Raw genomic sequence first — 25,236 nt, 5'->3', positions numbered from 1 at the left:
GTGTGGTTTCACGTGAAACCACACCCCCCCCGGTCGCGCTGTTTCCCAGCTGCCGTTGATCGGCCGTGGCAGGCGCGCTACGCCTGCGCGGCCCACCACTCCCGCAGTTCGGCCTCCGCGGCTTCCGGACCCAGCGGGCCCTTCTCCAGCCGCAGCTCCAGCAGGAAGGCGTAAGCCCGCCCGATCTGCGGACCCGGGGAGACATTGAGGATCCGCATGATGTCGTTGCCGTCGAGGTCGGGCCGGATGGCGTCGAGCTCCTCCTGCTCCTGCAACCGCGCGATGCGCTCCTCCAACCCGTCGTAGGCACGGGAGAGCGCAGCCGCCTTGCGCTTGTTGCGCGTGGTGCAGTCGGAGCGGGTCAGCTTGTGCAGACGGTCCAGCAACGGGCCTCCGTCCCGCACGTACCGTCGTACCGCAGAGTCGGTCCACTCGCCGCTGCCGTAACCGTGGAACCGCAGGTGCAGCTCGACGAGACGGGAGACCTCCTTGACCAGCTGCGTGGGGTACTTGAGCTTGGTCATGCGCGCCTTGGTCATCTTGGCGCCCACCACCTCGTGGTGGTGGAAGGAGACCCGGCCGTCGGACTCGAAGCGCCGCGTACGGGGCTTGCCGATGTCGTGCAGCAGTGCCGCGAGCCGAAGTGTGAGGTCAGGGCCATCGTCCTCCAGGTCGATGGCCTGCTCCAGCACGATCAGGCTGTGCTCGTACACGTCCTTGTGACGGTGGTGCTCGTCCCGTTCCAACCGCAGCGCCGGCAGCTCCGGCAGCACCCTGGCAGCGAGCCCGGTGTCCACCAGCAGCGCCAGCCCGGGGCGCGGCCGAGCGGCGAGCAGCAGCTTGTTGAGCTCGTCCCGGACCCGTTCTGCCGAGACGATGTCGATCCGGTCCGCCATGTCGGTCATGGCGGCGACCACCTCGGGCGCCACCTCGAACCCGAGCTGTGCGGCGAAGCGGGCGGCGCGCATCATGCGGAGCGGGTCGTCGGAGAAGGAGTCCTCCGGAGTGCCGGGCGTGCGCAAGGTACGCGCCGCCAAGTCCTCCAGCCCGTTGTGGGGGTCGATGAAGACCTTCTCGGGCAGCGCCACCGCCATGGCGTTGACGGTGAAGTCCCGTCGGACGAGATCCTCCTCGATCGAGTCGCCGTAGCTCACCGACGGCTTGCGCGACGTCCGGTCGTACGCCTCTGAGCGATAGGTGGTGATCTCGATCTGGAAGTCCTGTTTCTGACAGCCCACGGTGCCGAAGGCGATGCCCACCTCCCAGACAGCGTCCGCCCACGGCCGGACCAGCCGGAGCACGTCGTCGGGGCGGGCGTCCGTGGTGAAGTCCAGGTCGTTCCCGAGACGCCCCAGCAGGGCGTCACGGACAGAACCCCCCACCAGCGCGAGTGAGTACCCGGCCTCGTTGAAACGCCTGGCAAGATCGTCGGCAACGGGTGAAACGCGCAACAGCTCGCTCACAGCTTGCCGCGGGGCCGGCCCGAGGTCGTCCTGGCGCGTGGTGTCGGGGGTCGCATTCTGCTTGTTCGGCACAACAGGACAGGGTACGTGGCGACGTGTCCGGCCCGCCCGGCCGCCGTCCGGGTAGCGGGCGCGTGGGGCGTTCACGGGTCGCTACGATGAGCACAGCTGCACGACGGGACGAAGGATCGAGGCGTGTGCGTGGCCGAGGCTGCACCGAGGATGTCCCGCTTTCCCCTGAGCTGCCGGCGAGCGCTGGTGCTACTCCTCGCGGTCGTCCCGGTTCTCGCCGGTCCCACCGCGGTGGCGGCACCGAGCGGCGTCGGTACGACCCTCACGGAAAGCCGGACGTTCGAAGCCGGGGCCGGCACCGAGACCGCCTCCGTAAGCGTCACTTCCCTGACGCCCGCCAATCCGACCAGGACCGGTTCGGTGACGGTCCGGGGAACCGTCACCAACAACGGTGACTCCCCCATCGTCGACTCGTCGATCGCCCCCCGTCAGGCAGTGGCGCTCGCCGGCCGCGACGACATCGACGGAGCGCTTGCGCGTGACGGGTTCGACGTCACCCAGGACGGCGGCCTGATCCGTGGCCACGGCGTCGACGTCGACACCGTCCCGCCGGGTCTGTCCCGCAGCTTCACACTGCGCGTACCGGTCTCGGAACTGGAGCTCGGCGACACCGGCGTCTACCAGCTGGCGCTCTCCCTGACGGGCCGGACCGAGAACGAGCAGTGGGACCAAGTCCTGGGTGTCGGAAGGACGTTGCTGCCCTGGATCGCAGACGACGACGATCTGCCGGACGAGCCGGGCACCAACCTCACCGTGCTGTGGCCGCTGATCTCCACCACCCATCTCAATCCGCAGACCGACGAGGGCCAGGTCCCGATACTCAGCGACGACGCGCTGCTGTCGGAGATCTCCCCCGGTGGTCGGCTCTACCAGCTCGTCACCCTCGGTGCGGACCTCCCCGTCACCTGGGTGGTCGACCCGGACCTGCTCGCCTCCGTGGACGCCATGGCCGAGGAGTACCTCGTGCAGGGGGCGGACGGGCCCATCGCCGGGCGTGGGCAGGAAGTCGCGCGCAACTGGCTGCTGCAGCTCCAGGAGGCCGTCGAGGACCGGGAGGTGGTCGCGCTGCCGTTCGCCGACCCCGACCTGGCGTCGCTGGCGCACCACGGCAAGGACGTCCCGGGCAGCCTCGGGCAGCTCAAGGACGCCACCCGCATGGCAGCGCCCACAGTGGAGACCGTGCTCGGCGTGGAACCCACGACGGACTTCGCGTGGCCGGTCGAGGGGGCGATCGATCCCGAGATCGTGTCCGTCGCCACCTCCGCCAACGCGGGCAACGTGATCACCCGGAGCGATTCCCTGCGGCACGCGGACGGGCTGTCGCACACGCCGTCGGCCCCGCGGCCCATCGGAGGCGGGATCACCGCGCTCGTCGCGGACAGTCGCCTCTCCCAGCTCTTCCAGGCGGACATGAGCCGCCCCGGCAACGTCGCCCAGGCACACCAGCTGCTGCTGGCCCACACCCTCGCCATCCACGGTCAGGACCCGGAGCTCGAGCGCAACATCCTGCTGGCGCCGCAGCGCATGCCGACCAGCTCGCAGGTCCAGGCGATGGCCGAGTCGCTGACCTCGCTCCGCAACGACGGGCACTGGATCGAGTTCGCCGACCTCACTGAGACCGCGGACGCCGCGCCCGACCCGGGCGCCGGCGGTCAGGTGCCTGCGGCCGACGAGTACCCGGCGGAGCTGCGCGCACAGGAACTGCCCGTCCACGCCTTTCAGGCGATGCGGGAGACCAGGCGCACCCTGAACGACTTCTCGGCCATTCTCAGCGAGCCGGACCGTGTCGTCGTGCCGTTCGGCAGCGCCATCCAGCGGGAGATGTCCACCGCGTGGCGGGACCGCGAGAGCGCGGCGGCGCGGTACCGCTCCTCGGTCCAGAACCAGCTGGTGCAGCTGACCGAGCAGGTCTCGCTGATCCCGAAGACCAGGATCACCCTGTCCGGCCGCAGCGCCACGATCCCGGTGACGGTCGAGAACGGCCTGCTCCAGGACGTGCGGGGGCTCGAGCTCCGGCTGACCTCCAGTCGCCGACTGGGGCTGGAGGTCTCCGGCCCGCAGGACGTGAGCATCGGCGGGGGACTCAGCCAGTCGGTGAAGTTCGAGGCGAACTCCCGGGCCAACGGCAAGGCGTTCCTGGAGGCACAGCTCTACACGCCCGACGGCAAGCCGTACGGCGAGGCCATGCGGTTCCAGGCCCAGGTGACCTCGATCACCTCCACGGTGCTCATGGTCATCGGAGTGGGGCTGCTGCTGGTCGTTCTCGCCGGAATCCGGATGTACACGCAGCGGAAGCGCATCGCGGCGGCCGAGCGCGGTGACGACGGTGAAGCGGGCACGACGGTTGTCGATGACGGCCCCGAGCCGGCTGCCGGCCCCGCCGCGACCACTGCGACCGCTGCGACCGCTGCGACCGCCGGTGACGGGAAGCCCGCAGGCGAGCCCGTGCCGACGTCCGGTGCGGACGGTGAGAGCCGCGCCGGCACGGCCGGAGCACCCGGCGACGCGGCTGCCGCACCGGACGCGGAGCCCGCCGGCCAGGAGGCCGCCGAAGGGCTCCCGGCGGGTGAGTCCGCGGCCGACATCGGCGGCGCCGAGGCCGAGGGTGCCGAGCGGAGTGAGAAGCTGGACCGCGACGGGCCGGACCGCGACGCATGACGTCCTGCCGTCGGCCGCCTCGCGGCCCCGGCAGCGGAACCGCACCTGCCCGGACGGCCCCGGCAGGCAGCAAGAAGACCGGGACCACCGGTGCGGACGCACCGGTGACACTGAGGGGTAGCGATGCAAGCGCCATACGACCGTGAGCACGGGCACGAGAACGGGAACGGTGCCTCCGACTCCGGCGGCGACGAGACGTCGTACCCCCCGGCGAACGGTCCACTGCCCGGCGGCGACCCGTACGTGACGCCGAGCTACCGGAACGACCCCTACGCCCAACGGGACCCGATGCGGCAGGACCCGGTCGAGGACCCACGCTACGGGGGCGCCCCTCCGCCCGGCGCCGGTCACGGTGACCAGGGGCGGCACCAGCCCCCGGGCGGCTACCCGCCCGGCCCCCAGGCACCTCCCGGCGGCTACCCCCCCGGGCCCCACGCGCCGCCCGACCCCCGACTCTGGGCCAGGCACCAGGACGACCGTTCCGGTCCCCCTCAGGGTGGACCGGGCGCACGCCTCGCACCACCGCCGGGTGTCGCCGGCCCCGGCGGACACGGCGGCTACCCTGCGGAGCCCCACGGCCCCACCGGGTTCGGCGCCGCCCCGGCCCACGCCCCCGAGGCCCCGGGCAACCGGTACGACTCGCGCAGTCCCTACGGCCACCCGGCCGAGGACGACCGAGGCGGCCAGGGCTCCGGCGGCGAGCGCGACGCTTTCGCCAACCTCTACCGGGACCAGCACGCAGCCGGCCCGCGTGCCGCCGCCCCGACCGCACCCGCGGTCCCCGGGCCCGCGGAGAGCGGCACGGAGGCCGTCGCGGAGAGCCAACCGGCGCCGCGCAAGCCCGGCAAGGCCGCCAGCATCCTCAAGTCCAGCGCCATCATGGCGGCCGGCACCCTCGTCTCCCGCGCCACCGGCTTCATCCGGCAGCTGATCCTGGTCGCCGCGCTGGGCGCCGCCGTACTCGGCGACACCTACGCCGTGGCCTGGGCACTGCCGTCGATGATCTACATCCTCACCATCGGGGGCGGTCTCAACTCCGTCTTCGTCCCCCAGCTCGTCCGCTCCATGAAGAACGACGAGGACGGCGGCGAGGCGTACGCCAACCGGCTGCTGACCCTGGTGATGGTCATCCTCGCGGTCCTGGTGATCATCTCCGTGGTGATCGCCCCCTGGCTGATCCGGATGATGTCGCCGAAGATCGCCGGCGACCCGGCGGCCGGTGAGGTCGCGATCGCGTTCGCCCGCTACTGCCTGCCCACGATCTTCTTCATGGGCGTCCACGTGATCATGGGGCAGATCCTCAACGCACGCGACCGCTTCGGACCGATGATGTGGACCCCGGTCCTCAACAACATCGTCGTGATCTTCACCTTCGGCATGTTCATCTGGGTCTACGGCACCCAGAGCAGCTCGGGCCTCTCGGCGGAATCCATCAGCGGCGAGGGCATCCGCCTGCTGGGCATCGGCACGCTGCTCGGCCTCACCGTCCAGGCGCTGGCGATGATCCCCTACCTCCAGGCCACCGGCTTCCGGATCCGTCCCCGGTTCGACTGGGTCGGCCACGGCATGGGCAAGGCGATGAAGCTCGCCAAGTGGACGGTCCTGTTCGTCCTCGCCAACCAGGTCGGTCTGGTCGCCGTCTCCCAGTTCTCCACCTGGGCGGGCGCCAACGCGGAGGCCGCCGGCTACCCCGGCACCGGCTTCATCGCCTACAGCAGCGCCCTGCTGATCTGGCAGATGCCGCAGGCCATCATCACGGTCTCCATCATGGCCGCCCTGCTGCCACGCATCTCGCGCGCCGCGGCGGACGGCGACAACGCCGCCGTACGGGACGACCTGTCGCACGGACTGCGTACCTCGGCCGTCGCCATCGTCCCGATCGCCTTCGCGTTCCTGGCCCTCGGCGTGCCGATGTGCACCCTGCTGTTCGGCTCGGCAGGTGAGGAGGGCGCGCGGTCCTTCGGTTACATCCTGATGGCGTTCGGTCTGGGGCTGATCCCGTTCTCGGCGCAGTACGTCGTCCTCCGCGCGTTCTACGCCTACGAGGACACCAAGACGCCGTTCTACAACACCGTCGTGGTCTCCGCCGTGTGGATCGCGCTCTCCGCCGCGTCCTTCTTCGTCCTGCCGGACCGCTGGGTGGTCGCCGGCATCGCCTTCAGCTACGGCATCGCGTACGGCTTCGGCGTCGGCATCGCCTGGCGACTGCTGAAGAAGCGCATCGGCACCGACCTCGACGGCTCCCGGGTCGTGCGCACCTACATCCGGCTCTGCGGCGCGGCGATCCCCGCGGCACTGCTGGGCGGCGCCGCGGGCTACGCCATCACCCAGGCCCTCGGCTACGGCATGGTGGGCTCGCTGGCGGCCCTCGCGGGCGGCTCGCTCGTGCTGCTCGCGGTGTTCTACATCGCCGCACGGAAGATGCGCATCGAGGAGCTCAACGCGATGGTCGGTATGGTGCGCGCACGACTCGGACGCTGATCCCGTACAACCTCCGTCCACCAGTACGTGTCGTGCAGAGTGCCGGAGGGACGGCACAATTGACTGGGTCAGTACTCGTCAGCGGCTGCGGCCAGGACCGGGGAGGCGGAATCGACGGTGGCGGAACGGATCACGGCCGCGGACGCATCGAAGATCTCCGGAGACGCCGCCACCAGCGGCGACACCGCCACGGGCCCACCGGCGGACAGCCCGGACCGGACACCTTCCGCATCACGTCCCACTCCGGGCGGCAGCCGCAGGGGCCGGTCGAGGAGTGACGCAGAGCGCTCGTTCTCCGACCTCCACAGTGGTCACAAACTGGCCAAACGGTATCGGTTGGAGGAGTGCATCACCCGTCTGGACGGGTTCAGCAGCTGGCGTGCGGTGGACGAGAAACTCAGACGCGCCGTCGGTGTCCACGTCCTTCCGGCCGACCACCCGCGGAGCGCCGCGGTCCTGGACGCCGCTCGCTCGACCGCCCTGCTGGCCGACGCGCGCTTCGTCCAGGTGCTGGACGCCGACCGGCACGGCGACCTCGTCCACGTCATCCACGAGTGGCTCCCCGACGCCACACCGCTCTCCACGCTGCTTCAGACCGGAGCGCTGGAGACGCACGAGACGTACGAGATGATCCGGCAGGTGTCCGCCGGCATGGCGGCTGCCCACCGGGCCGGACTCGCCCACCTGCGGCTCACCCCGGGTACCGTCCTCCGCACCGGCGTCGGCCTGTTCCGCATCCGCGGTCTGGCGGTGGACGCCGCCCTGCGTGGCATCACCGCCGAACAGCCGCAGCGCACCGACACCGAGGCCGCCGGCGCGTTGCTCTACGCCGCGCTCACTCAGCGGTGGCCCTATCCCGACGGCGCCTACGGTCTGCGCGGGGTCGCCGGCCTCGACCGCAACTCCCGGGACAGCCTCGCCACCCCCGAGCAGGTCCGTGCCGGAGTCCACCGCGGCCTGTCGGACCTCGCCATGCGGGCGCTCGTGAACGACGGCGCGACAGCGGCCAGCGAGAAGCCCCCGTGTGTCACGGCGGTCGACCTCATCTCCGCCCTCGACGCGATGCCCCGGATCCGTCCGCCCGAGCCCGAGACGAACCTGCTCGGCGGCTACCAGCCGACCACCTATCAGCAGGGCACCTATGCGGGCGGCCCCCGCGTGCCGACCGCACACGGACCGTTGCCACTCGCCGCGGCGGCGCCGCCCGCACTGCCGGGCCGCATGGGCAGTGCCCTCAAATGGGGAGTGTCGGCTCTGCTCATCGCCGCTCTCGGCCTCGGCAGTTGGCAGATCGCCGACGCACTCATGGGCAGCGACACCCCCGCTTCGACCCCGTCGCCGCCCGACCAGCCACAGCCGGAGGCTCCCGGGGACGAAGCACCGGGCCAGGTCGGGAGCGGACCGCTGCCGGTGACCGCGGTACGCGACTTCGACCCCTTCGGGGAGACCGGCTCGCAGAACCCGGACGCCGCCTCCTATGTGATCGACGGCGATCCCAGCACCTTCTGGCACACCCGGAACTACTTCGGCCCCGGCTTCGGGAACCTGAAGCCCGGTCTCGGCCTGATCCTGGACCTGGGCGAGCCCCGACAGGTCTCCTCGGTGACCGTCGACGCGATCGGGCAGCACGCGATGCAGTTGCTCGCCGCCGACACCTCCGCGACCGGCACCCCGGGGAACTTCGAGGATTTCTCAGCGGTTACCGAGGCGGTCGGTTCCTCGGTGACCCTGACCGCGGAGGACGCAGTGGAGTCCCAGTACCTTCTGGTGTGGCTCACCGAACTGCCGCGCGGCGACGACGGCAACTACCGTGGCCGCATCACCAACGTCACTGTGTCCAACTAGCGACAGCCGAGGTCCACCGGCCGACCCTGTCGGGCCGGTCCACGGCTCTGACGCCGACAGCCGCCAGCACGCGAACGGTCCGCGCGGTCGGCTCCGGGCCGCAGTGCGGACCTCTCGCTGCCACCGAAGGGAGCCCGGCCGGGTGCCATCCGACGAAGAGCTCCTCGCGCGCCACGTGGCCGGCGACCCCGATGCCTTCGGCGAGATCGTCCGGCGCCATCGTGACCGGCTCTGGGCCGTGGCCCGTCGGACGCTGAGCGACCCCGAAGAGGCCGCCGACGCCGTACAGGACGCCTTGGTGTCCGCCTATCGGGCGGCGGGGTCGTTCCGGGGGCAGGCGGCGGTGACGACATGGCTGCACCGCATCACGGTCAACGCCTGCCTGGACCGGGCTCGCAAAGCGAAGAGCCGACGGTCGACGACCATGCCGGAGCAGGAGCGCCTGGAGGCCCTCCTGGAGCCCCACGAGTCCGCCGCCGGGCCGGCCGAGCGGCACGACCTGCGGCGCGAGCTGCGCGAAGCGCTCGACACCCTGCCGCCCGAGCAACGTGCGGCACTGGTTCTGGTGGACATGGAGGGGTACCCCGTGGCCGAGGCGGCCGAGATCCTCGGTGTACCGGTGGGCACCGTGAAGAGCCGATGCGCCCGTGGCCGCGCCCGCCTGCTTCCCGCAGTCCGCCATCTCCATCCACGAGATCCCACCGGCGACGCGAGCGCGAACGTCGCCCCGACTGCCCCGACCGCCTGCGACGGCGGGAGCGGCGGCGGTGCGGAGCCACCGGGTCGAGCGAGGAGCGCACGGAACCGGACGGCGGAGCCGTCCGTCCCACCAACGAGAGACACCGGAGACACCGGCGCGATCCAGGGCGGAGGTGGACGTCAGTGAAGGAAGCACACCCCGATCCCGCAGAACTGGCGGCACTCGGCGAGGACCTCCTCGACCCGACAGAGTCCACTGCGGTGCGGAACCACCTTCTTGGCTGCCCACGGTGTACCGCCGTCCTCCAGGACCTGGAAGCGCTCTCGGCCGAACTACCGCTGTTGGATCCGCCCGGGCCAATGCCCGCCGAGGTCGCCGAGCGCATCAACGCTGCACTCGCCAGAGAGGCGACCCGCGTTTCACGTGAAACAGCTCCCTCCGCAGAGCCCGCCTCCTCCGCGACGCGGCCGGACCCCACGGCCGGGTCCATCCGGCACGTGCAGCCGCCGACCGACGAGCAGGCCGTACCCGCGACCGGCTCCGATGGCGCCCGATCAGGTCGCCGCCGCCACTATCTGCTGGCCGCGGTGGGTGCAGTGATCGCACTCGGTGCCGGCGGACTCATCGCACAGAGCCTGGGGCAGGAACCGAACGGCTCGGAGGTCACGGCCGGCGCGCTGGAGGGGGCGTCTTCGGAGGACCCTGAGATGTTCTCCGAGCAGATCGACTCGGAAGCCCTCGAAACCGAGGTGCAGGAACTGCTCACGGCACCTGCCGCCGACTCCGGGGGCACCGTGACCGAGTCGGTTCCCCCGTCTACGGAAGCGCCCGAGCCCGATCCTCAGAGCGAGGCGCCGCCGTCGAGCCCCGAATCCGGACCGCCAGGGGAGCTGACGACACAGGGTGGCACTCCCGGCGGCGAAACCCCCGCCGAGTCTCTCGACGAGGGCCCACTGGCAGAGAGCGGCGCCCCGGAGTGCGTGCTGGCAGCCACCGGGCGCCAGGATCAGCCCTTGGCGGTGGCAGACCACTACGAGTACGAGGGAGTGGACTCGTACGTCCTGGTACTGCCGGATCGTGGGGACGACGAATCGGTCGATGTCTTCGTCATCGACGCGGCTTGCGCGATCGAGCAGCCGAGCGAGGCCGGCGTGGTCCTGCACGCTGACACCTACCCTCGCGCCTGAGATCCCGCATTCCACGAAGCACCCCCTGCCCACTGCTGGGCAGGCATCGCCTCGCGAACCGCGAACGGGCGTGCGGGGGTGACACGCGCCAGGGCGACGGAACCGGACCGGGCCCCTGCTGGGAATGATCGGGGCCCTAGGATCCGTTATGGGACTGCGGGCCCTGAACGGGGTCGGCAGGCAGGACCCGAGAACCCAGCAGACAAGGATGAGGCCCTGTGAGCGATGTCCGCAATGTGATCGTCATCGGTTCCGGCCCGGCCGGCTACACGGCAGCGCTGTACGCGGCGCGCGCATCGCTGAAGCCGCTGGTCTTCGAAGGCGGTGTCGCCGCAGGCGGTGCGCTGATGACGACCACAGAGGTCGAGAACTTCCCCGGTTTCCGTGAGGGGATCATGGGGCCTGACCTCATGGACAACATGCGCGCCCAGGCGGAGCGGTTCGGCGCCGAACTGATCGCGGATGACGTGGTGGCGGTAGACCTCACCGGTCAGATCAAGCGCGTCACCGACAGCGTGGGCACGGTCCATGAGGCTCGCGCCGTGATCGTCACCACGGGTTCGCAGCACCGCAAGCTGGGAATCGCACGCGAGGACGAGCTCTCGGGGCGTGGCGTCTCCTACTGTGCCACCTGCGACGGCTTCTTCTTCCGTGAGCACGACATCGTGGTGGTCGGCGGTGGCGACACCGCGATGGAGGAGGCAACCTTCCTCTCGCGGTTCGCCAACACCGTGACGATCGTGCACCGCCGGGACACACTGCGGGCCTCCAAGGCCATGCAGGAGCGTGCGCTCGCCGACCCCAAGATCAAGTTCATCTGGGACAGCGAGGTCGCCGAGCTGCATGAGGAGAACAACAAGCTGTCCTCGCTGACGCTGCGGTCCACCAAGACGGGTGAGACGTCGGAGCTGCCGGCGACCGGGCTGTTCGTGGCGATCGGTCACGACCCCCGCGTCGAGCTCTTCAAGGACCAGCTCCACCTCGACGAGGAGGGTTACCTCAAGGTTGACTCCCCCTCCACCCGCACCAACATCCCGGGAGTCTTCGCCGCCGGAGATGTCGTCGACCACACCTACCGGCAGGCGATCACCGCTGCGGGCACCGGGTGCTCCGCGGCCCTGGACACCGAGCGCTACCTCGCCGCGCTGGTCGCTGCCGAGACCATCGAGGTCTGAGCAACGCCCGCACCACCGAAGTTGTCCCTCCCCCCACTGATCCGAAGGAGAGCATCATGGCCGATGCCACCATCACCGTGACCGACGCCGACTTTGCCGAGAAGGTCCTCCAGAGCGACAAGCCGGTGCTCGTCGACTTCTGGGCGGCCTGGTGCGGCCCGTGCCGCCAGATCGCCCCGGCCCTGGAGGCCATCGCCGGCGAGCAGTCCGAGAAGATCATCATCGCCAAGCTCAACGTCGATGAGAACCCGGAGACGGCGGCGAAGTACGGCGTGATGTCGATCCCGACCATGAATGTCTACCAGGGCGGCGAGGTCGTGAAGACCATCGTCGGTGCCAAGCCGAAGGCCGCCATCGAGAAGGACCTCTCCGACTTCATCGGCTGAGCCGACTCGGCGGTAGTACGCCCGCTGCGGGCAGTAGAAGGGCCTGGCTGTTTCACGTGAAACAGCCAGGCCCTTCGTCGTGTTCTACCGGGACTCAGGAAGCCGTCTCCCCGCCCGGGTCCTTCGTCAGCTGGTCACCCAGGACCCGACCCTCACCCGGTGCCAGCTGGCCCAGGATGCGCTCCAGATCCTCCATGGAGGCGAACTCCACGACCAGCTTCCCCTTCTTCTGCCCCAGGTCGACCTTCACCCTGGTCTCGAAGCGGTCGGACAGCCGGCCGGCCAGGTTCTCCAGCGCAGGCGAGACCCGCTTACCGGCACGGGGTCCGCGGCCCTTGGCGCGACCACCTTCCAACGCCACGATCTCCTCGACCGCGCGCACCGAGAGTCCCTCCGCGACGATGCGGTGAGCCAGCTTGTCCTGAGCCTCCGAGTCATCGACGGACAGCAGGGCACGAGCGTGACCGGCGGAGAGCACCCCGGCGGCCACTCGACGCTGCACCGCAGGGGAGAGCCGCAGCAGTCGGAGCGTGTTGGAAACCTGCGGCCGGGACCGGCCGATCCGGTCGGCCAGCTCGTCGTGCGTGCAGTTGAACTCTCGCAGCAGCTGGTCGTAGGCAGCCGCCTCTTCCAGCGGGTTCAACTGGGCACGGTGAAGGTTCTCCAGCAGCGCATCCAGCAGCAGCCGGTCGTCCTCGGTCGCCCGGATGATGGAGGGAATCGCCTCCAGCCCGGCCTCGCGGCAGGCACGCCACCGCCGCTCCCCCATGATGAGCTCATAGCGCCCTTCGCCCAGGGACCGCACCACGACGGGCTGGAGAAGACCCACTTCCTTGATCGAGGTGACCAGCTCGGCCAAGGCGTCCTCGTCGAAGACCTCTCGCGGCTGCCGCGGGTTGGTGGAGATCGCGTCGAGCGGAAGCTCAGCGAAAGTGGCGCCCGCCACGGTGGCGGTGCCGGCAGTCGCCTGTGACGGAACGACAGGCTGCACCGAGTGCTCCGATGGCTCCGGCTCCGGCTCTGGGGCAACCGACTCGGTGATCACCGATGCCGCGACGCCGCGCTCGGCAGGCAGCACCGGGACAGCACTGGGCGAGGTGGGCCCGGCAGGCTTGGACGTCTCTTCCGCGCTGCGCGGCGCCACCGGGATCAGCGCCCCCAACCCACGTCCGAGCCCTCTGCGTCGTTCGCTCACAACTTCCCCTCGCTCGCTTCCTGGTGCTGCGAGGACGTACCCCGCAGCGCGATCTCCCGGGCCGCCTCCAGGTAGGAGAGCGCACCGCTGGAACCCGGATCATAGGTGAGAACCGTCTGCCCGTAACTCGGCGCCTCGGAGATGCGGACCGAGCGTGGAATGTTGGTGCGCAGCACCTCCTTCCCGAAGTGGCTGCGCACTTCCTCGGCGACCTGGGACGCCAACCGGGTCCGGCCGTCGTACATCGTCAGCAGGATGGTCGAGACGTGCAGATCCGGGTTGAGGTGACCGCGGACCAGCTCCACGTTGCGCAGTAGCTGCCCCAACCCCTCCAGCGCGTAGTACTCGCACTGGATGGGGATGACGACCTCGGACCCCGCCACCAAGGCGTTCACCGTGAGCAGCCCCAGCGAAGGCGGGCAGTCGATGAAGATGTAGTCGAGCGGCTGCTCGTACTTGCTGATCGCGCGCTGCAGCCGACTCTCGCGTGCCACCAGTGAGACCAGCTCGATCTCAGCCCCCGCCAGGTCGATGGTTGCGGGAGCGCAGAAGAGCCCCTCCACGTCCATCACCGGCTGGACCACTTCGGAGAGCGGGCGGCCCTCGACGAGCACGTCGTAGATCGAGGGGATCTCCGCATGGTGGTCGATCCCGAGCGCCGTGGACGCGTTGCCCTGCGGGTCGAGGTCCACCACCAGCACCCGGGCACCGTGCAGCGCGAGCGAGGCCGCCAGGTTGACGGTAGTGGTGGTCTTTCCGACTCCACCCTTCTGGTTTGCCACGATCATGACCCGGGTCTCCCCGGGCCGGGGCAGGGCACCACCGGTGCGGTGCATGGCTGCGACCGCCAGCTGGGCGGCACGGCTCGCCGGGAGCCCGTTGCCGCCGGGCGGTGCGGCGCGAGCGACGTCGACCGCCCCGCCGGGGGCGTCAGGCTGCTCGGATCGGGGGCCGGGGACCGGGTCGGCCGTCGGCCCCGCAATGTTGGCGTCTGACCGCAAGGGTTCACTCTCCTCGACACTCACAGTCTTCGTGGCTTCAAAGACTGCCATGTCGGTGGTGTTCTGAACCAGCGAGCCCCGCTTAGTTGTGGACAACGGCCGCCCTGCGGACAACCTGCCGCCCTGGCTGCGGGGAGCGGCAGCACGCTCTCTCGGTCCGGCCGCATCGCGACCCCGGCTGATGATTCCCTGCAACAGCGAGCGTCGTTTCACGTGAAACACGATGCTCGCAATGGCTACGCCACGCGGCAACGACACACCTCGCGCACGACCGGCCGCCGGTATGGAGTAGCGACACCACGCGCCTCCACACATGACGATGGCGCCTCCCCTTCCGGAAAGGCGCCATCGTCATGTCTCACATCGGCCGCCCGACGAGGGTGGCCGGGGCGGTCAGGGTTGCCGCCGGCGGCGGCGACTGGTCCGGGCCGCCTTGGCCCGCTTCGCCGCGAACCGCACCCCACCGGGGCTCTCACCGGCCTCGACGCGCACTACCGTCGCGGGCGGATCCACAACTCCGGCGCCCGCCGTCAGTACCTCCGTGTCGACGACGCCCAGCTTGCCGAGTGCAGCACGCGCGGACTTGAGCTCCTCGCTCGCGGTGTCGCCCTTGATGGCCAGCATCTGACCGTAGGGCCGCAGCAGGGGCACTCCCCAACCAGCCAGTCGGTCCAGCGGAGCGACGGCGCGCGCGGTCACGACATGCACCGGGGTGAAGGTGCCCAGCACCTCCTCCGCCCGCCCGCGGAGCACGGAGACGTGGTCGAGTCCCAGCAGCTCGACCACCTCCTCCAGGAAGCGCGTCCGCCGCAGCAACGGCTCCAGCAGGGTGATCTCGAGGTCGGGCCGGACCAGCGCCAGTGGAATACCGGGCAGTCCCGCCCCGGAGCCGACATCGCAGACCGTGACGCCCTCCGGCACAACCTCACCGAGCACTGCGCAGTTGAGGAGGTGACGCTCCCAGATGCGGGGCACCTCACGCGGGCCGATGAGGCCCCGTTGCACGCCGACCCCCGCCAGGAGCTCGGCGTACCGTTCGGCGTCAGGAAGCCGGTCGCCGAAGACCCGTCGAGCGACCTCCGGCGGCGGGCCGGGCTGCTCGGCGGGCTCGGCGACGGTCTCCTCCGAGGTCACGGAAGGACAACCACTCGGCGCTGCGGCTCCTCGCCCTCGGACTCGCTGTTGAGCCCGGCCTCCGCGACGGCGTCGTGCACCACCTTGCGCTCGAAGGGCGTCATCGGCTTGAGCTTGACGGCCTCGCCCGTCTCCCTGACCTGCGCGACGGTCTCCGCGGCCAGCTCGGTGAGCTTGGCGCGCTTGGCCTCGCGGTGCCCCGCGATGTCCAGCATGAGCCGGCTGCGCTCGCCGGTCTCCCGGAGCACGGCGAGCCTGGTGAGCTCCTGGAGCGCCTCCAGGACCTCGCCTTCACGGCCGACGAGCCGCTGGAGGTCACTCGGGCTGCCGTCGGCCATGATCGAGACCAGCGCACGATCGGCCTCGACGTCCATGTCGATGTCGCCGTCGAGGTCCGCGATGTCGAGCAGACCCTCCAGGTAGTCGGCCGCGACCTCGCCCTCCTGCTCGAGGCGGGTCAGGGCCGGCTCGCTGCCCTCTGCGATGGCGGTGGTGGTGTCCGACACGTCGGGGACTCCTTCTTACTTCTTGGACTTGGCAGAGGAGGGCTTGGAACGGGAGCCCTGGGACTTGCCCGAGCCGTTCTTGCCCGAACCGTTCTTGCCGGAGCCGTGCCGGCCCGCGTCGTTCTTGGCGGAGCCGTTCGTGCCCCCGTCGTTCGTGCCCGCGTCGTTCTTGGCGGAGCCGTCCTTGGCGGAGCCGTCCTTGCCCAGGTCGACACCGTCCGAGCCCCCGGCTGTGGAGCCGCCGTTCGGCTTGTTGCGTGCTGCGTGGGCCTTCCCCTGCGGGTTCTTCTTGTGAACCTGCGGGGCGCCGCCCTGACGCTGGGACTTCGACTTGCGCTTGGGCTGCGTCCGGTTGGCGCGGCTCTCCTCGATCTGCTCCTGCATCTCGGTCTCGACCGGATCCTCCTTCAGCTTGCCCTTCTTCCGCAGCCGCTCCTGGCGCTGCTGGAAGGCGAGACTGCCGGGGGTCGGGTTCCGGTTGATCACGTACATCTGCTGGCCGAGCGTCCACACGTTGGTGGTGAGCCAGTAGATGAGGACGCCGACGGGGAAGTTGATGCCGAAGACCGCGAACAGGATCGGGAAGACGTACATCAGCATCTTCTGCTGATTCATGAACGGCGTCTTGACCGTGAGGTCGACGTTCTTCGTCATGAGCTGGCGCTGGGTGTAGAACTGCGACAGCGACATCAGGATGATCATGATGACGGTGACGACGCGCACGTTGGTCAGCGAGGCGTCGAACTCCGCGAGGCGCTCGGCGCTGTCCATGAACTTGGTGGCGATCGGCGCACCGAAGATGGTGGCCTCACGTGCGCTCGCGACCTGGTCGGCGTTGAGCACGCCGACCGTGCGGTTGCCGGCGATGTGGTTCAGCACCTGGAACAGCGCGATGAAGAACGGCGACTGCGCGAGGATCGGAAGACAGCTGGAGAGCGGGTTGGTACCCGTCTCCTTGTACAGCTTCATCATTTCCTCGGACTGGCGCTGCTTGTCGTTCTTGTAGCGCTCCTGGATCTTCTTCATCTGCGGCTGCAGCGCCTGCATGTTGCGCGTCGCCTTGATCTGCTTGAAGAACAGCGGGATCAGTGCGATGCGGATCACGATCACGAGGGAGACGATCGACAGACCCCAGGCCCAGCCGCTGCCCTCGTCGAAGACGAGACTGTAGAGGTCGTGGAACCGCACGATGATCCACGAGACGATCCAATAGAGGGGACTGAGGATCGAGTTGATCGTGTCCACGAGTCAGGCTCCTTGGGCATTCGTATGGGTCCGGTGCTGCCAGCGATTGCGCAGGCGCTGGTGCCAGACAGGGTGCTTCCGGGGTGGGACGTGGTCGACTCCGCCGGACGACCAGGGATTGCAGCGCAGGATGCGCCAGGCGGTGAGGCCCGTGCCCTTGATGGCACCGTGTCGCCGAATGGCCCCGTACCCGTAATGGGAGCATGACGGGTAGTAACGACAAACCGGACCGAGAAGCGGGCTGATGGTCCACTGATACAGCTTGATCAGTAGAAGCAGCGGGTACTTCACGGTCGTACCTCTCCCAGCAGCCGCGTCAGCGCGGCATCGAGGTCCCGGGCGAGTCGCTCCGAGGAGGCTTCACCCGCGCCGGGCAACGCCCGGACAACGACCAGGCTACCTGCGGGCAGCCGGGGCAGCCGGGTCCGTACCAGATGGCGCAGGCGCCGCTGCGTACGGTGGCGTACCACCGAGTTCCCCACGGCCTTGCTCACGACGAAACCCGCACGCGGCAAGGGGAGGCTCTCCCCTGTCCCGTGCGGGTTCGTGTCGTTGAGGTGGACGACGAGTGTCCGGCGACCGGACCGTCGTCCGCCGCGTACAGCAGCTGTGAAGTCCTCGCGCCGCCTCAGCCGGTTCTCGGAAGGCAGCACTGCTCCACCACCTGAGTCGTGGGACTCAGGCCGACAGGCGGGCGCGGCCCTTGCTGCGACGCGTGGCGATGATGGCGCGACCGGCGCGCGTCCGCATGCGCAGCCGGAAGCCGTGGGTCTTCGCGCGACGCCGGTTGTTCGGCTGGAAGGTGCGCTTGCTCACTTGGGGCTCCAGTACATCTTTCGGTGTCCCGGCAAGGAGGCTCACCGGTCCAGGTGTGGGAGTCGATCGGCTGCCACCGTGCGCCCACGAGGACCCGCGGTGCCCAGATCTGTGGCGTCTGCACAGCCACTCGGGCTCCGACCCTGTTCGGGAGTCTGCCCATCGGAGGCAGGCGGCGCCAGCCGTCGACAACTCGACCGTGCAACGGTACGCGCGCGTCGCCCTCCGGGTCAAACCGCGCCTTCCCGGCCCACTCGCCCAGGCGTGGCAGGCCACCCGGTTGTACACACCCTGTGGACAATGACTTGATGCGGGCGCCCCGCGCTGTCTACCGTGGCGTGTTCGGAACCAGAACCACAGCCCCGGCGCTCCCACCTTCTCCGCACTCGCCGGCGCGATCCGTGACCAGCGAGCCGAGAGAGCGTGCCCCGTGGCTGACCTTCCCGCCGACCTCGCAGCGGTGTGGCCCCGTGCTCTCACCATCATGCTCTCCGAGGGGCAGGCGCTGGAGCCCAAGGACCAGCGCTGGTTGCAGGACTGCCAACCGCTGGCCCTGGTGTCGGGCACCGCACTGCTCGGTGTTCCCAACGAGTACGCCAAGAGCGTGCTGGAGGGGCGGCTCGCCCCGTTGATCAGCGGAGCGCTCAGCCGGGAGTGCGGCCATCCCGTCAGGCTGGCCATCACCGTCACCGCGCCGCCCCCCGAGGCGGCGCCCGCGCGTGTGAGCAGCGCCGAACCGGCACCGCCGCCGGAGAACGAGCAGCCGCGGCACGGCTCGGAGCCCCGCGGGGAGGGTGCGCGAGGCGGCCCGTCCGGCGGCGGCCAGGAGTACGGATCGGGCGAGATGCCGGTGCCGCGCCCCGCCTATCCGGACCACCCGCACGCCCCCCGCGCCTGGCCGCAGGAGAGCTATCCGCTCCCGGCGCAGCGCGAGCCGTACGGCAGGGAGGAGTACGTCCGCGAGACGCGCGAACCGCGCGAGGAGTACCAGCCCTACCAGGGATACGAGAAGAGCGGCTACGACCAGGGTGGCCACGGCCACGGCGGCCGTCCTCCGGGCGGTTACGACCAGGGCGGGTACGACGGGGGTTACGAGCAGAACTCCTACGACCAGAACGCGTACGACGGGAGCCAGGGCGGCTACGACCGGCGCCACGTCAGCGCGCCCATGCCGGGGCCCCGGTTCGAGCGCTACGGCCGACCGAGCGCTCCCGCCCACGGGGCGCCCGCCCCGTCCGGCGGCAGCGTGGGCCCGGCGGAACCCACCGCCCGGCTGAACCCGAAGTACCTCTTCGACACCTTCGTCATCGGCGCCTCCAACCGGTTCGCGCACGCGGCAGCGGTCGCGGTCGCCGAAGCGCCGGCCAAGGCCTACAACCCGCTGTTCATCTACGGCGAGTCCGGGTTGGGCAAGACGCACCTGCTGCACGCCATCGGGCACTACGCGCGCAGCCTGTACCCGGGGACCCGGGTGAGGTACGTCTCCTCCGAGGAGTTCACCAACGAGTTCATCAACTCGATCCGCGACGGCAAGGCCGACGCCTTCCGCAAGCGGTACCGCGACATGGACATCCTGCTCGTGGACGACGTGCAGTTCCTCGCCAGCAAGGAGTCCACGCAGGAGGAGTTCTTCCACACGTTCAACACCCTGCACAACGCGAACAAGCAGATCGTGCTCTCCTCGGACCGGCCGCCCAAGCAGCTGGTCACGCTGGAGGACCGGCTGCGCAACCGCTTCGAGTGGGGCCTGATCACCGACGTCCAGCCGCCCGAGCTGGAGACCCGGATCGCGATCCTGCGGAAGAAGGCCGTCCAGGAGCAGCTGAACGCGCCGCCCGAGGTGTTGGAGTTCATCGCCTCCCGCATCTCGCGCAACATCCGCGAGCTGGAGGGCGCACTCATCCGCGTCACGGCCTTCGCCAGCCTCAACCGCCAGCCGGTCGACCTGGGGCTGACGGAGATCGTCCTCAAGGACCTGATCCCCGGGGGTGAGCACGCCACCCCCGAGATCACCGCGGACGCCATCACCGCCGCCACCGCCGACTACTTCGGGCTCACCGTCGAGGACCTGGCGGGCTCCTCGCGAAGCCGCATCCTGGTGACGGCGCGGCAGATCGCCATGTACCTCTGCCGGGAGCTCACGGACCTCTCGCTGCCCAAGATCGGGCAGCATTTCGGCGGCCGTGACCACACCACCGTGATGCACGCCGACCGCAAGATCCGCGCGCTCATGGCGGAGCGGCGGTCCATCTACAACCAGGTCACCGAGCTGACCAACCGCATCAAGAACGGCTGAGCTCCGCGCTCGGCACGACGGCCGCGCCGATCACCACGGCCGCGTCGTTGCCGACCGCTGCTCGGGCGGAAGCGGCGCTCCGTAGGGTGACGGCCCGCCCCGACGTGCCGAGCGCGGGGAGCCCGACACCGCTTCGGTGGCCCGGAGGGCGCAGCGGTCCACGGCCCGCCCTGGTCCGCACCGCCTCCTGCTGCCGCGCCGCGTCTGCTGCACTCCCCGCCCGCCGGCCGCGCAGGCCGCCGAGATCCCCTGCGCAGGCGGGTAAGTCCCCGGGCGGCGCCCACCGCGGCCGGGCTTGGCCCCCACCGCGGACGAGGTGCCGCAGCGCCACGCGCACGCACTCCCCGCCGCGGCCGTCTCCCGTCGCGGGCCGGCGCGGACGACATCGCCGCACCGGCGGCGCACCGCCCGTGTCCCGACGGACGACGAGCAGCACCACACAGCCCGCGCGTCCGCGGCGCCGATCGGCTGCAGTGTGCCGTTTCGCCGCCCTCCGTGGCCACTGACGGCGACCGAATCGGGGGCCCGCAGCCCCCGTTCGGACGTCCCGGCGGCAGTCCGACGGCGGTCGCGGCGTTCGACCCTTCTCGAACGTGTCGGCCCTGCCGTTCGAGAAAACGGCAGGTTACGGGTGTCGTCCACAGATTCGCGTACTTTTTTCTCTCCACACCCTGTGGGCGTCGCCAGTTGTCCGCAGGCTCGTCCACAGCACTCGGCGCCGGGAGCCGTCGCCGCAGGTCAGATGGGTGTGGATTTGTGGATCAAGAAGATCCACAGGCTGTGGACAACGCCAGGAGGCCCCGCAGGGGGGTTTGCGGTTGTCCACGGGATGAGGCGCATCGCCCACAGGGGAAGGGTAGTTGTGCACAACCTGTCCACAGGGTTGTCCACTGTTCGGCAACCAGACGCAAGGGCTCGCCGGAAGGAGTGAAACAGCTCACAGCCAGGTTGCCGCCAGCCTGTTGAGAACGCGGCGAAAACTGGGGACGGAGCTGGGGACAACCGAGGGCTTCCTGGGGACGGCCTGTGCACAACGTTCGGGCGTCCACAACCAGGGCCAGTTTTTCCACTGCTCCACCCACAGGGGCAGTGGATAAAAAACCGGGGCTGACCTGCGAAAAGGGGGTTATCCACCGTTTCCACAGGCCCTACTACTACCACTACGGATAGAGAGCTCGCAGATCGTTTTGAAGTGGGTGCTGTGCATAACCAGGCCCCGACCCGGTCTACCCCCCTCGAAGCGACTTGACGCCTCCGAGCCCCTACTGTCGGTGCGGTGCGTCAGACTGGAGACCTGCACGCAGCAGGCAGCAGGACCCAGCAGTAGGTGGCCGCCCAGGAGAGGCGAGCAGCCAGCAACAGCAGCAGGAGGCGGCTGAAGTGAAGATCCGGGTAGAACGCGACGTGCTCGCCGAGGCGGTGGCCTGGGCCGCCCGCAGCCTCCCGGCCCGTCCGCCGGTTCCGGTGCTCGCCGGGCTCCTGCTGAAGGCGGAGGGGGGCTCGCTGAGCCTCTCGGGCTTCGACTACGAGGTCTCGGCCCGCGTCTCCGTCGAGGCGGAGACCGAGGAGGAGGGCACCGTCCTGGTCTCCGGCAGGCTGCTCGCCGACATCTGCCGCGCCCTCCCCAACCGTCCCGTGGAGCTGGCCACGGACGGCGTGCGGGTGAGCCTTGTCTGCGGCTCGTCCCGCTTCACCCTGCACACCCTCCCGGTGGAGGAGTACCCGGCGCTGCCCGAGATGCCGACGACCGCCGGAACCATCTCCGCCGAGGTCTTCGCGTCGGCCGTGGGCCAGGTCGCCATCGCGGCCGGTCGTGACGACACCCTCCCGGTCCTCACCGGCGTCCGCATCGAGATCGAGGGCGACACGGTCACCCTCGCCTCGACGGACCGCTACCGCTTCGCGGTCCGCGAGTTCCTGTGGAAACCGGAGACCGCGGACACCTCCGCCGTCGCCCTGGTCCCCGCCAAGACCCTGCTGGACACCGCCAAGTCCCTCGCGAGCGGCGACACCGTCTCGCTGGCGCTCTCCGGCTCCGGCGCGGGTGAGGGCCTGATCGGTTTCGAGGGCTCCGGTCGGCGTACCACCACCCGGTTGCTGGAGGGCGACCTCCCCAAGTACCGGACGCTGTTCCCGACCGAGTTCAACTCGATCGCGGTGATCGAGACCCCGCCGTTCGTCGAGGCCGTCAAGCGGGTGGCCCTGGTCGCCGAGCGCAACACCCCGGTCCGGCTGAGCTTCGAGCAGGGGGTGCTGACCCTGGAAGCCGGTTCCAGCGACGACGCACAGGCTGTGGAGCGGCTCGACGCCCGCCTGGAGGGTGACGACGTCTCGATCGCGTTCAACCCCGGCTTCCTGCTGGAGGGGCTGAGCGCGATCGACTCGCCGGTCGCCCAGCTGTCGTTCACCACCTCGACCAAGCCGGCGCTGCTCAGCGGTCGCCCCGCGCTCGACGCGGAGGCCGACGACGCCTACAAGTACCTGATCATGCCGGTGCGCCTCAGCGGCTGATTTCCCGACGGCGGCCGACCGCGGCCGGTCGACGTCCGCAAGCGCACTGCCACGCACCGCCCCGACCCCGTCCCCGGGGGCGCACCGCCGCCCACCGGGCCCACGGAGGCCGGGGCGGTGCGCTGTCGGCGGGCGGGCGGCCGGTACACCGCGCGGTCGGCTTCCCGGCGGGGCCCACGGCCCGCGCCCCCTCGACGCGTAGGCTCTCGGAGACGGAACACGCTGCCCCGGGGCAGCGGCACGACCACCAGAAAGGTCCTTTCGATGGAGCTCGGTCTCATCGGCCTCGGCAAGATGGGCGGCAACATGCGCGAGCGCATCCGCCGGGCCGGCCACACCGTCGTCGGCTTCGACCACAACGCCGAGATCGCCGACGTCCACAGCCTGAGTGAGCTGGTGGGGTCGCTCTCCGGTCCGCGCGTGGTGTGGGTGATGGTCCCCGCGGGCGCCGCGACGCAGGCCACCATCGACGAGCTGGCGACGCTGCTGTCCCCCGGTGACGTCGTCGTCGACGGTGGCAACTCCCGCTGGACCGACGACGAGGCGCACGCGGCACAGCTCGCGGAGCGCGGTATCGGCTTCGTGGACTGCGGCGTCTCGGGTGGCGTGTGGGGGCTGGAGAACGGCTACGCGCTGATGTACGGCGGCGACGCCGCCGATGTCGCGAAGGTCCAGCCGATCTTCGACGCCCTCAAGCCCGAGGGCGAGTTCGGCGCGGTCCACGCGGGGAAGGTCGGTGCCGGCCACTTCGCGAAGATGGTCCACAACGGCATCGAGTACGCCATGATGCAGGCGTTCGCCGAGGGTTGGGAGCTGCTGGAGGCCGTGGACTCGGTCACCGACGTCCGCGAGGTCTTCCGCTCCTGGCAGGAGGGGACGGTCATCCGTTCCTGGCTGCTGGACCTGGCCGTCCGCGCACTCGACGACGACGAGCACCTGGCCTCGCTGCGCGGGTTCGCCCAGGACTCCGGTGAGGGCCGCTGGACCGTCGAGGCGGCGATCGACCACGCCGTCCCGCTCCCCGCGATCACCGCCTCGCTCTTCGCGCGGTTCGGGTCGCGCCAGGACGAAGCGCCGCAGATGAAGATGATCGCCGCGCTGCGCAACCAGTTCGGCGGCCACGCGGTGGAGTCCACCCAGAAGTGACCGCCGTGGGGCCGGACCAGTGAAGGGTTCGACCTCGTCCATGCATGTCACCCATCTCTCGCTCGCCGACTTCCGCTCCTACGAGCGGGCGGAGATCGAGCTCGGGCCCGGCGTCACGGTCTTCGTCGGACCCAACGGTCAGGGCAAGACCAACCTGGTCGAGGCAGTCGGCTACCTCGCGACCCTGGGGAGCCACCGGGTTGCCTCCGACGGCCCGTTGGTCCGTTCCGGCGCGGAGCGCGCCGTGGTGCGTGCGGCGGTGGTCGAGGGCGACCGCAGGCAGCTCGTCGAGCTGGAGTTGAATCCCGGGCGCGCCAACCGCGCGCGCATCAACCGCTCCACCCAGGTCCGTCCGCGCGACGCTCTGGGCATCGTGCGGACCGTCCTGTTCGCGCCGGAGGACCTGAGTCTGGTCAAGGGCGACCCGGGCGAGCGAAGGCGCTTCCTCGACGAGCTGCTGACGGCGCTGGCGCCCCGGCTCGCCGGGGTTCGCGCCGACTACGACCGGGTGCTCAAGCAGCGGAACACGCTGTTGAAGTCGGCGGCGATGGCACGTCGGCACGGTGGCCGATCGTCGGGCGGCAAGGGCGTCGACCTCTCCACGCTCGACGTCTGGGACCAGCATCTCGCCAGGACCGGGGCCGAGCTGTTGGGGAAGCGGCTGGAACTGGTGGCCGCGCTCCGGCCGCTGGCGGACCGGGCGTACGAGCAACTGGCCCCCGGCGGTGGACCAGTAGGGATGGAGTACCGCTCCACGGCCGATACCGCGGAGCCCGGTGACGCGGACGCGCCGGAGCCGGCGGGGAGCGTGACCGTCCCGGACGCCGCCACGCCGCCGGCCGACGGCGCCGCTGAGGGGCCCGCGCCGGTTCCCTCGCCGGAGGTTCTCCACAGACGCCTGACCGCCGCGCTGACCGCCGCCCGCCCCCGCGAGATCGAGCGCGGGGTGACGCTGGTGGGGCCGCACCGCGATGAACTGGTCCTCCGGTTGGGCCGGCTGCCGGCCAAGGGGTACGCCAGCCATGGCGAGTCGTGGTCGCTGGCGCTGGCGCTGCGGTTGGCCAGCTACTCGTTGCTGTGCCAGGACGGCCCCGAGCCGGTGCTGGTACTCGACGATGTCTTCGCCGAGTTGGACGCGCGGCGGCGCGAGCGGCTCGCCGGTCTGGTGGCGCCGGGGGAGCAGGTCCTGGTGACCGCCGCCGTCGCGGAGGACGTGCCGGCGCTGTTGGACGGGCGGCGGTTCGAGGTGGCGGACGGTCAGGTCGCCGTGGCGGGAGGCGCCGCATCGCGCGCGTCGGTCGGCGGGGACACCGGGCGGTCCGGCGCGGGGCCGCCGGAGCGCGGTCCGGTGCCGAAGAGACGTTCCTGCTCGCGGCCCTCACCGCGTCCCGCTCCGGTCTCAGCCATCGCGCACCGGCC

Annotated in this window: 19 protein-coding genes and 2 pseudogenes; 11 read left to right on the top strand and 10 right to left on the bottom strand. The window is 70.4% G+C overall.

The annotated features are described in order from the left end of the window. Nucleotides 1-77: 77 nt before the first annotated feature. Nucleotides 78-1,535 (bottom strand): CCA tRNA nucleotidyltransferase, encoded by a 1,458-nt coding sequence (locus HCJ92_RS01085; RefSeq protein WP_167931444.1) that lies wholly within the window; start codon nt 1,533-1,535, stop codon nt 78-80. 150 nt (nt 1,536-1,685) lie between these two features. Here HCJ92_RS01085 and HCJ92_RS01080 point away from each other — a divergent pair, with 150 nt between their 5' ends. Together HCJ92_RS01080 and murJ are read left to right on the top strand one after the other, a co-directional pair. Then, nucleotides 1,686-4,193, top strand: coding sequence for a DUF6049 family protein (locus HCJ92_RS01080; protein WP_245240449.1), 2,508 nt, complete (start codon nt 1,686-1,688; stop codon nt 4,191-4,193). A 288-nt stretch (nt 4,194-4,481) separates the two neighbouring features. Further along, nucleotides 4,482-6,674 (top strand): murein biosynthesis integral membrane protein MurJ, encoded by a 2,193-nt coding sequence (gene murJ / locus HCJ92_RS01075; protein ID WP_245240453.1) that lies wholly within the window; start codon nt 4,482-4,484, stop codon nt 6,672-6,674. Between the two features lie 68 nt (nt 6,675-6,742). Here the strand turns inward: murJ and HCJ92_RS25480 are convergent, their stop codons facing one another. Next, nucleotides 6,743-6,865, bottom strand: coding sequence for a hypothetical protein (locus tag HCJ92_RS25480; protein ID WP_338053960.1), 123 nt, complete (start codon nt 6,863-6,865; stop codon nt 6,743-6,745). Between HCJ92_RS25480 and HCJ92_RS01070 the strand changes: the two genes are divergently transcribed. The 5 genes from HCJ92_RS01070 to trxA all read left to right on the top strand — a co-directional run bounded on the left by HCJ92_RS01070 (nt 6,828) and on the right by trxA (nt 11,967). Continuing rightward, a complete protein-coding gene (locus HCJ92_RS01070; protein ID WP_338053958.1) occupies nt 6,828-8,519 on the top strand; it encodes a protein kinase family protein in 1,692 nt (563 codons plus the stop codon). The genes HCJ92_RS25480 and HCJ92_RS01070 overlap by 38 nt on opposite strands. 142 nt (nt 8,520-8,661) lie before the next feature. Further along, nucleotides 8,662-9,405, top strand: a complete 744-nt coding sequence (sigM, locus tag HCJ92_RS01065) for an RNA polymerase sigma factor SigM (RefSeq protein ID WP_167931440.1) — start codon at nt 8,662-8,664, stop codon at nt 9,403-9,405. Further along, the gene (locus tag HCJ92_RS01060; RefSeq protein WP_167931439.1) at nt 9,402-10,406 is read left to right on the top strand and encodes an anti-sigma factor family protein; all 1,005 of its coding nucleotides are present in this window, start codon (nt 9,402-9,404) and stop codon (nt 10,404-10,406) included. Before sigM ends, HCJ92_RS01060 begins: the two co-directional genes overlap by 4 nt. 218 nt (nt 10,407-10,624) lie before the next feature. Beyond that, a complete protein-coding gene (gene trxB, locus HCJ92_RS01055) occupies nt 10,625-11,581 on the top strand; it encodes a thioredoxin-disulfide reductase (RefSeq protein WP_167931438.1) in 957 nt (318 codons plus the stop codon). Between the two features lie 56 nt (nt 11,582-11,637). After that, nucleotides 11,638-11,967: a thioredoxin gene (trxA, locus tag HCJ92_RS01050; protein WP_167931437.1), complete on the top strand. Its 330-nt coding sequence runs from the start codon at nt 11,638-11,640 to the stop codon at nt 11,965-11,967. Between the two features lie 94 nt (nt 11,968-12,061). On the opposite strand, the gene HCJ92_RS01045 is transcribed toward trxA, so the two are convergent. From HCJ92_RS01045 to rpmH, 8 genes and pseudogenes are all read right to left on the bottom strand, one after another. After that, nucleotides 12,062-13,162 carry a ParB/RepB/Spo0J family partition protein gene (locus tag HCJ92_RS01045; RefSeq protein ID WP_167931436.1) on the bottom strand — a complete coding sequence of 367 codons (1,101 nt, stop codon included), beginning with the start codon at nt 13,160-13,162 and terminating at the stop codon, nt 12,062-12,064. Next, nucleotides 13,159-14,214: a ParA family protein gene (locus HCJ92_RS01040; RefSeq protein ID WP_245240448.1), complete on the bottom strand. Its 1,056-nt coding sequence runs from the start codon at nt 14,212-14,214 to the stop codon at nt 13,159-13,161. Before HCJ92_RS01040 ends, HCJ92_RS01045 begins: the two co-directional genes overlap by 4 nt. Nucleotides 14,215-14,556: 342 nt before the next feature. After that, on the bottom strand, nt 14,557-15,297 hold the full coding sequence (rsmG, locus tag HCJ92_RS01035; RefSeq protein ID WP_167931435.1) for a 16S rRNA (guanine(527)-N(7))-methyltransferase RsmG: 741 nt from the start codon (nt 15,295-15,297) through the stop codon (nt 14,557-14,559). Then, entirely contained in the window at nt 15,294-15,803 is a 510-nt protein-coding gene (locus HCJ92_RS01030) for a R3H domain-containing nucleic acid-binding protein (RefSeq protein ID WP_167931434.1), read from the bottom strand. The genes rsmG and HCJ92_RS01030 overlap by 4 nt, the downstream gene beginning before the upstream one ends. Nucleotides 15,804-15,818: 15 nt before the next feature. Further along, the gene (yidC, locus tag HCJ92_RS01025) at nt 15,819-17,039 is read right to left on the bottom strand and encodes a membrane protein insertase YidC (RefSeq protein ID WP_167931471.1); all 1,221 of its coding nucleotides are present in this window, start codon (nt 17,037-17,039) and stop codon (nt 15,819-15,821) included. A gap of 39 nt (nt 17,040-17,078) precedes the next feature. After that, nucleotides 17,079-17,339: pseudogene (gene yidD, locus HCJ92_RS01020) on the bottom strand (membrane protein insertion efficiency factor YidD); the annotation flags it as partial. Further along, nucleotides 17,336-17,701 (bottom strand): ribonuclease P protein component, encoded by a 366-nt coding sequence (rnpA, locus tag HCJ92_RS01015; protein WP_167931432.1) that lies wholly within the window; start codon nt 17,699-17,701, stop codon nt 17,336-17,338. The gene rnpA and the pseudogene yidD, both read right to left, overlap by 4 nt. Before the next feature lie 25 nt (nt 17,702-17,726). Then, nucleotides 17,727-17,864, bottom strand: a complete 138-nt coding sequence (gene rpmH, locus HCJ92_RS01010) for a 50S ribosomal protein L34 (protein WP_059010105.1) — start codon at nt 17,862-17,864, stop codon at nt 17,727-17,729. A gap of 430 nt (nt 17,865-18,294) precedes the next feature. On the opposite strand from rpmH, the gene dnaA reads away from it, so the two are divergent. From dnaA to recF, 4 genes and pseudogenes are all read left to right on the top strand, one after another. Continuing rightward, nucleotides 18,295-20,160: a chromosomal replication initiator protein DnaA gene (gene dnaA / locus HCJ92_RS01005; protein WP_167931431.1), complete on the top strand. Its 1,866-nt coding sequence runs from the start codon at nt 18,295-18,297 to the stop codon at nt 20,158-20,160. Nucleotides 20,161-21,540: 1,380 nt separating this feature from the next. After that, a complete protein-coding gene (dnaN, locus tag HCJ92_RS01000) occupies nt 21,541-22,671 on the top strand; it encodes a DNA polymerase III subunit beta (RefSeq protein ID WP_167931430.1) in 1,131 nt (376 codons plus the stop codon). Between the two features lie 264 nt (nt 22,672-22,935). After that, nucleotides 22,936-23,817, top strand: coding sequence for a phosphogluconate dehydrogenase (NAD(+)-dependent, decarboxylating) (gene gnd / locus HCJ92_RS00995; RefSeq protein WP_167931429.1), 882 nt, complete (start codon nt 22,936-22,938; stop codon nt 23,815-23,817). Between the two features lie 40 nt (nt 23,818-23,857). Then, nucleotides 23,858-25,081 (top strand): annotated as a pseudogene (gene recF / locus HCJ92_RS00990) (DNA replication/repair protein RecF); the annotation flags it as partial. Nucleotides 25,082-25,236: the final 155 nt, after the last annotated feature.

This window comes from Streptomyces spiramenti (assembly GCF_012034385.1).
Taxonomy (GTDB): Bacteria; Actinomycetota; Actinomycetes; order Streptomycetales; family Streptomycetaceae; genus Streptomyces; species Streptomyces spiramenti.
This window is presented reverse-complemented; position numbering and strand designations above follow the sequence as displayed.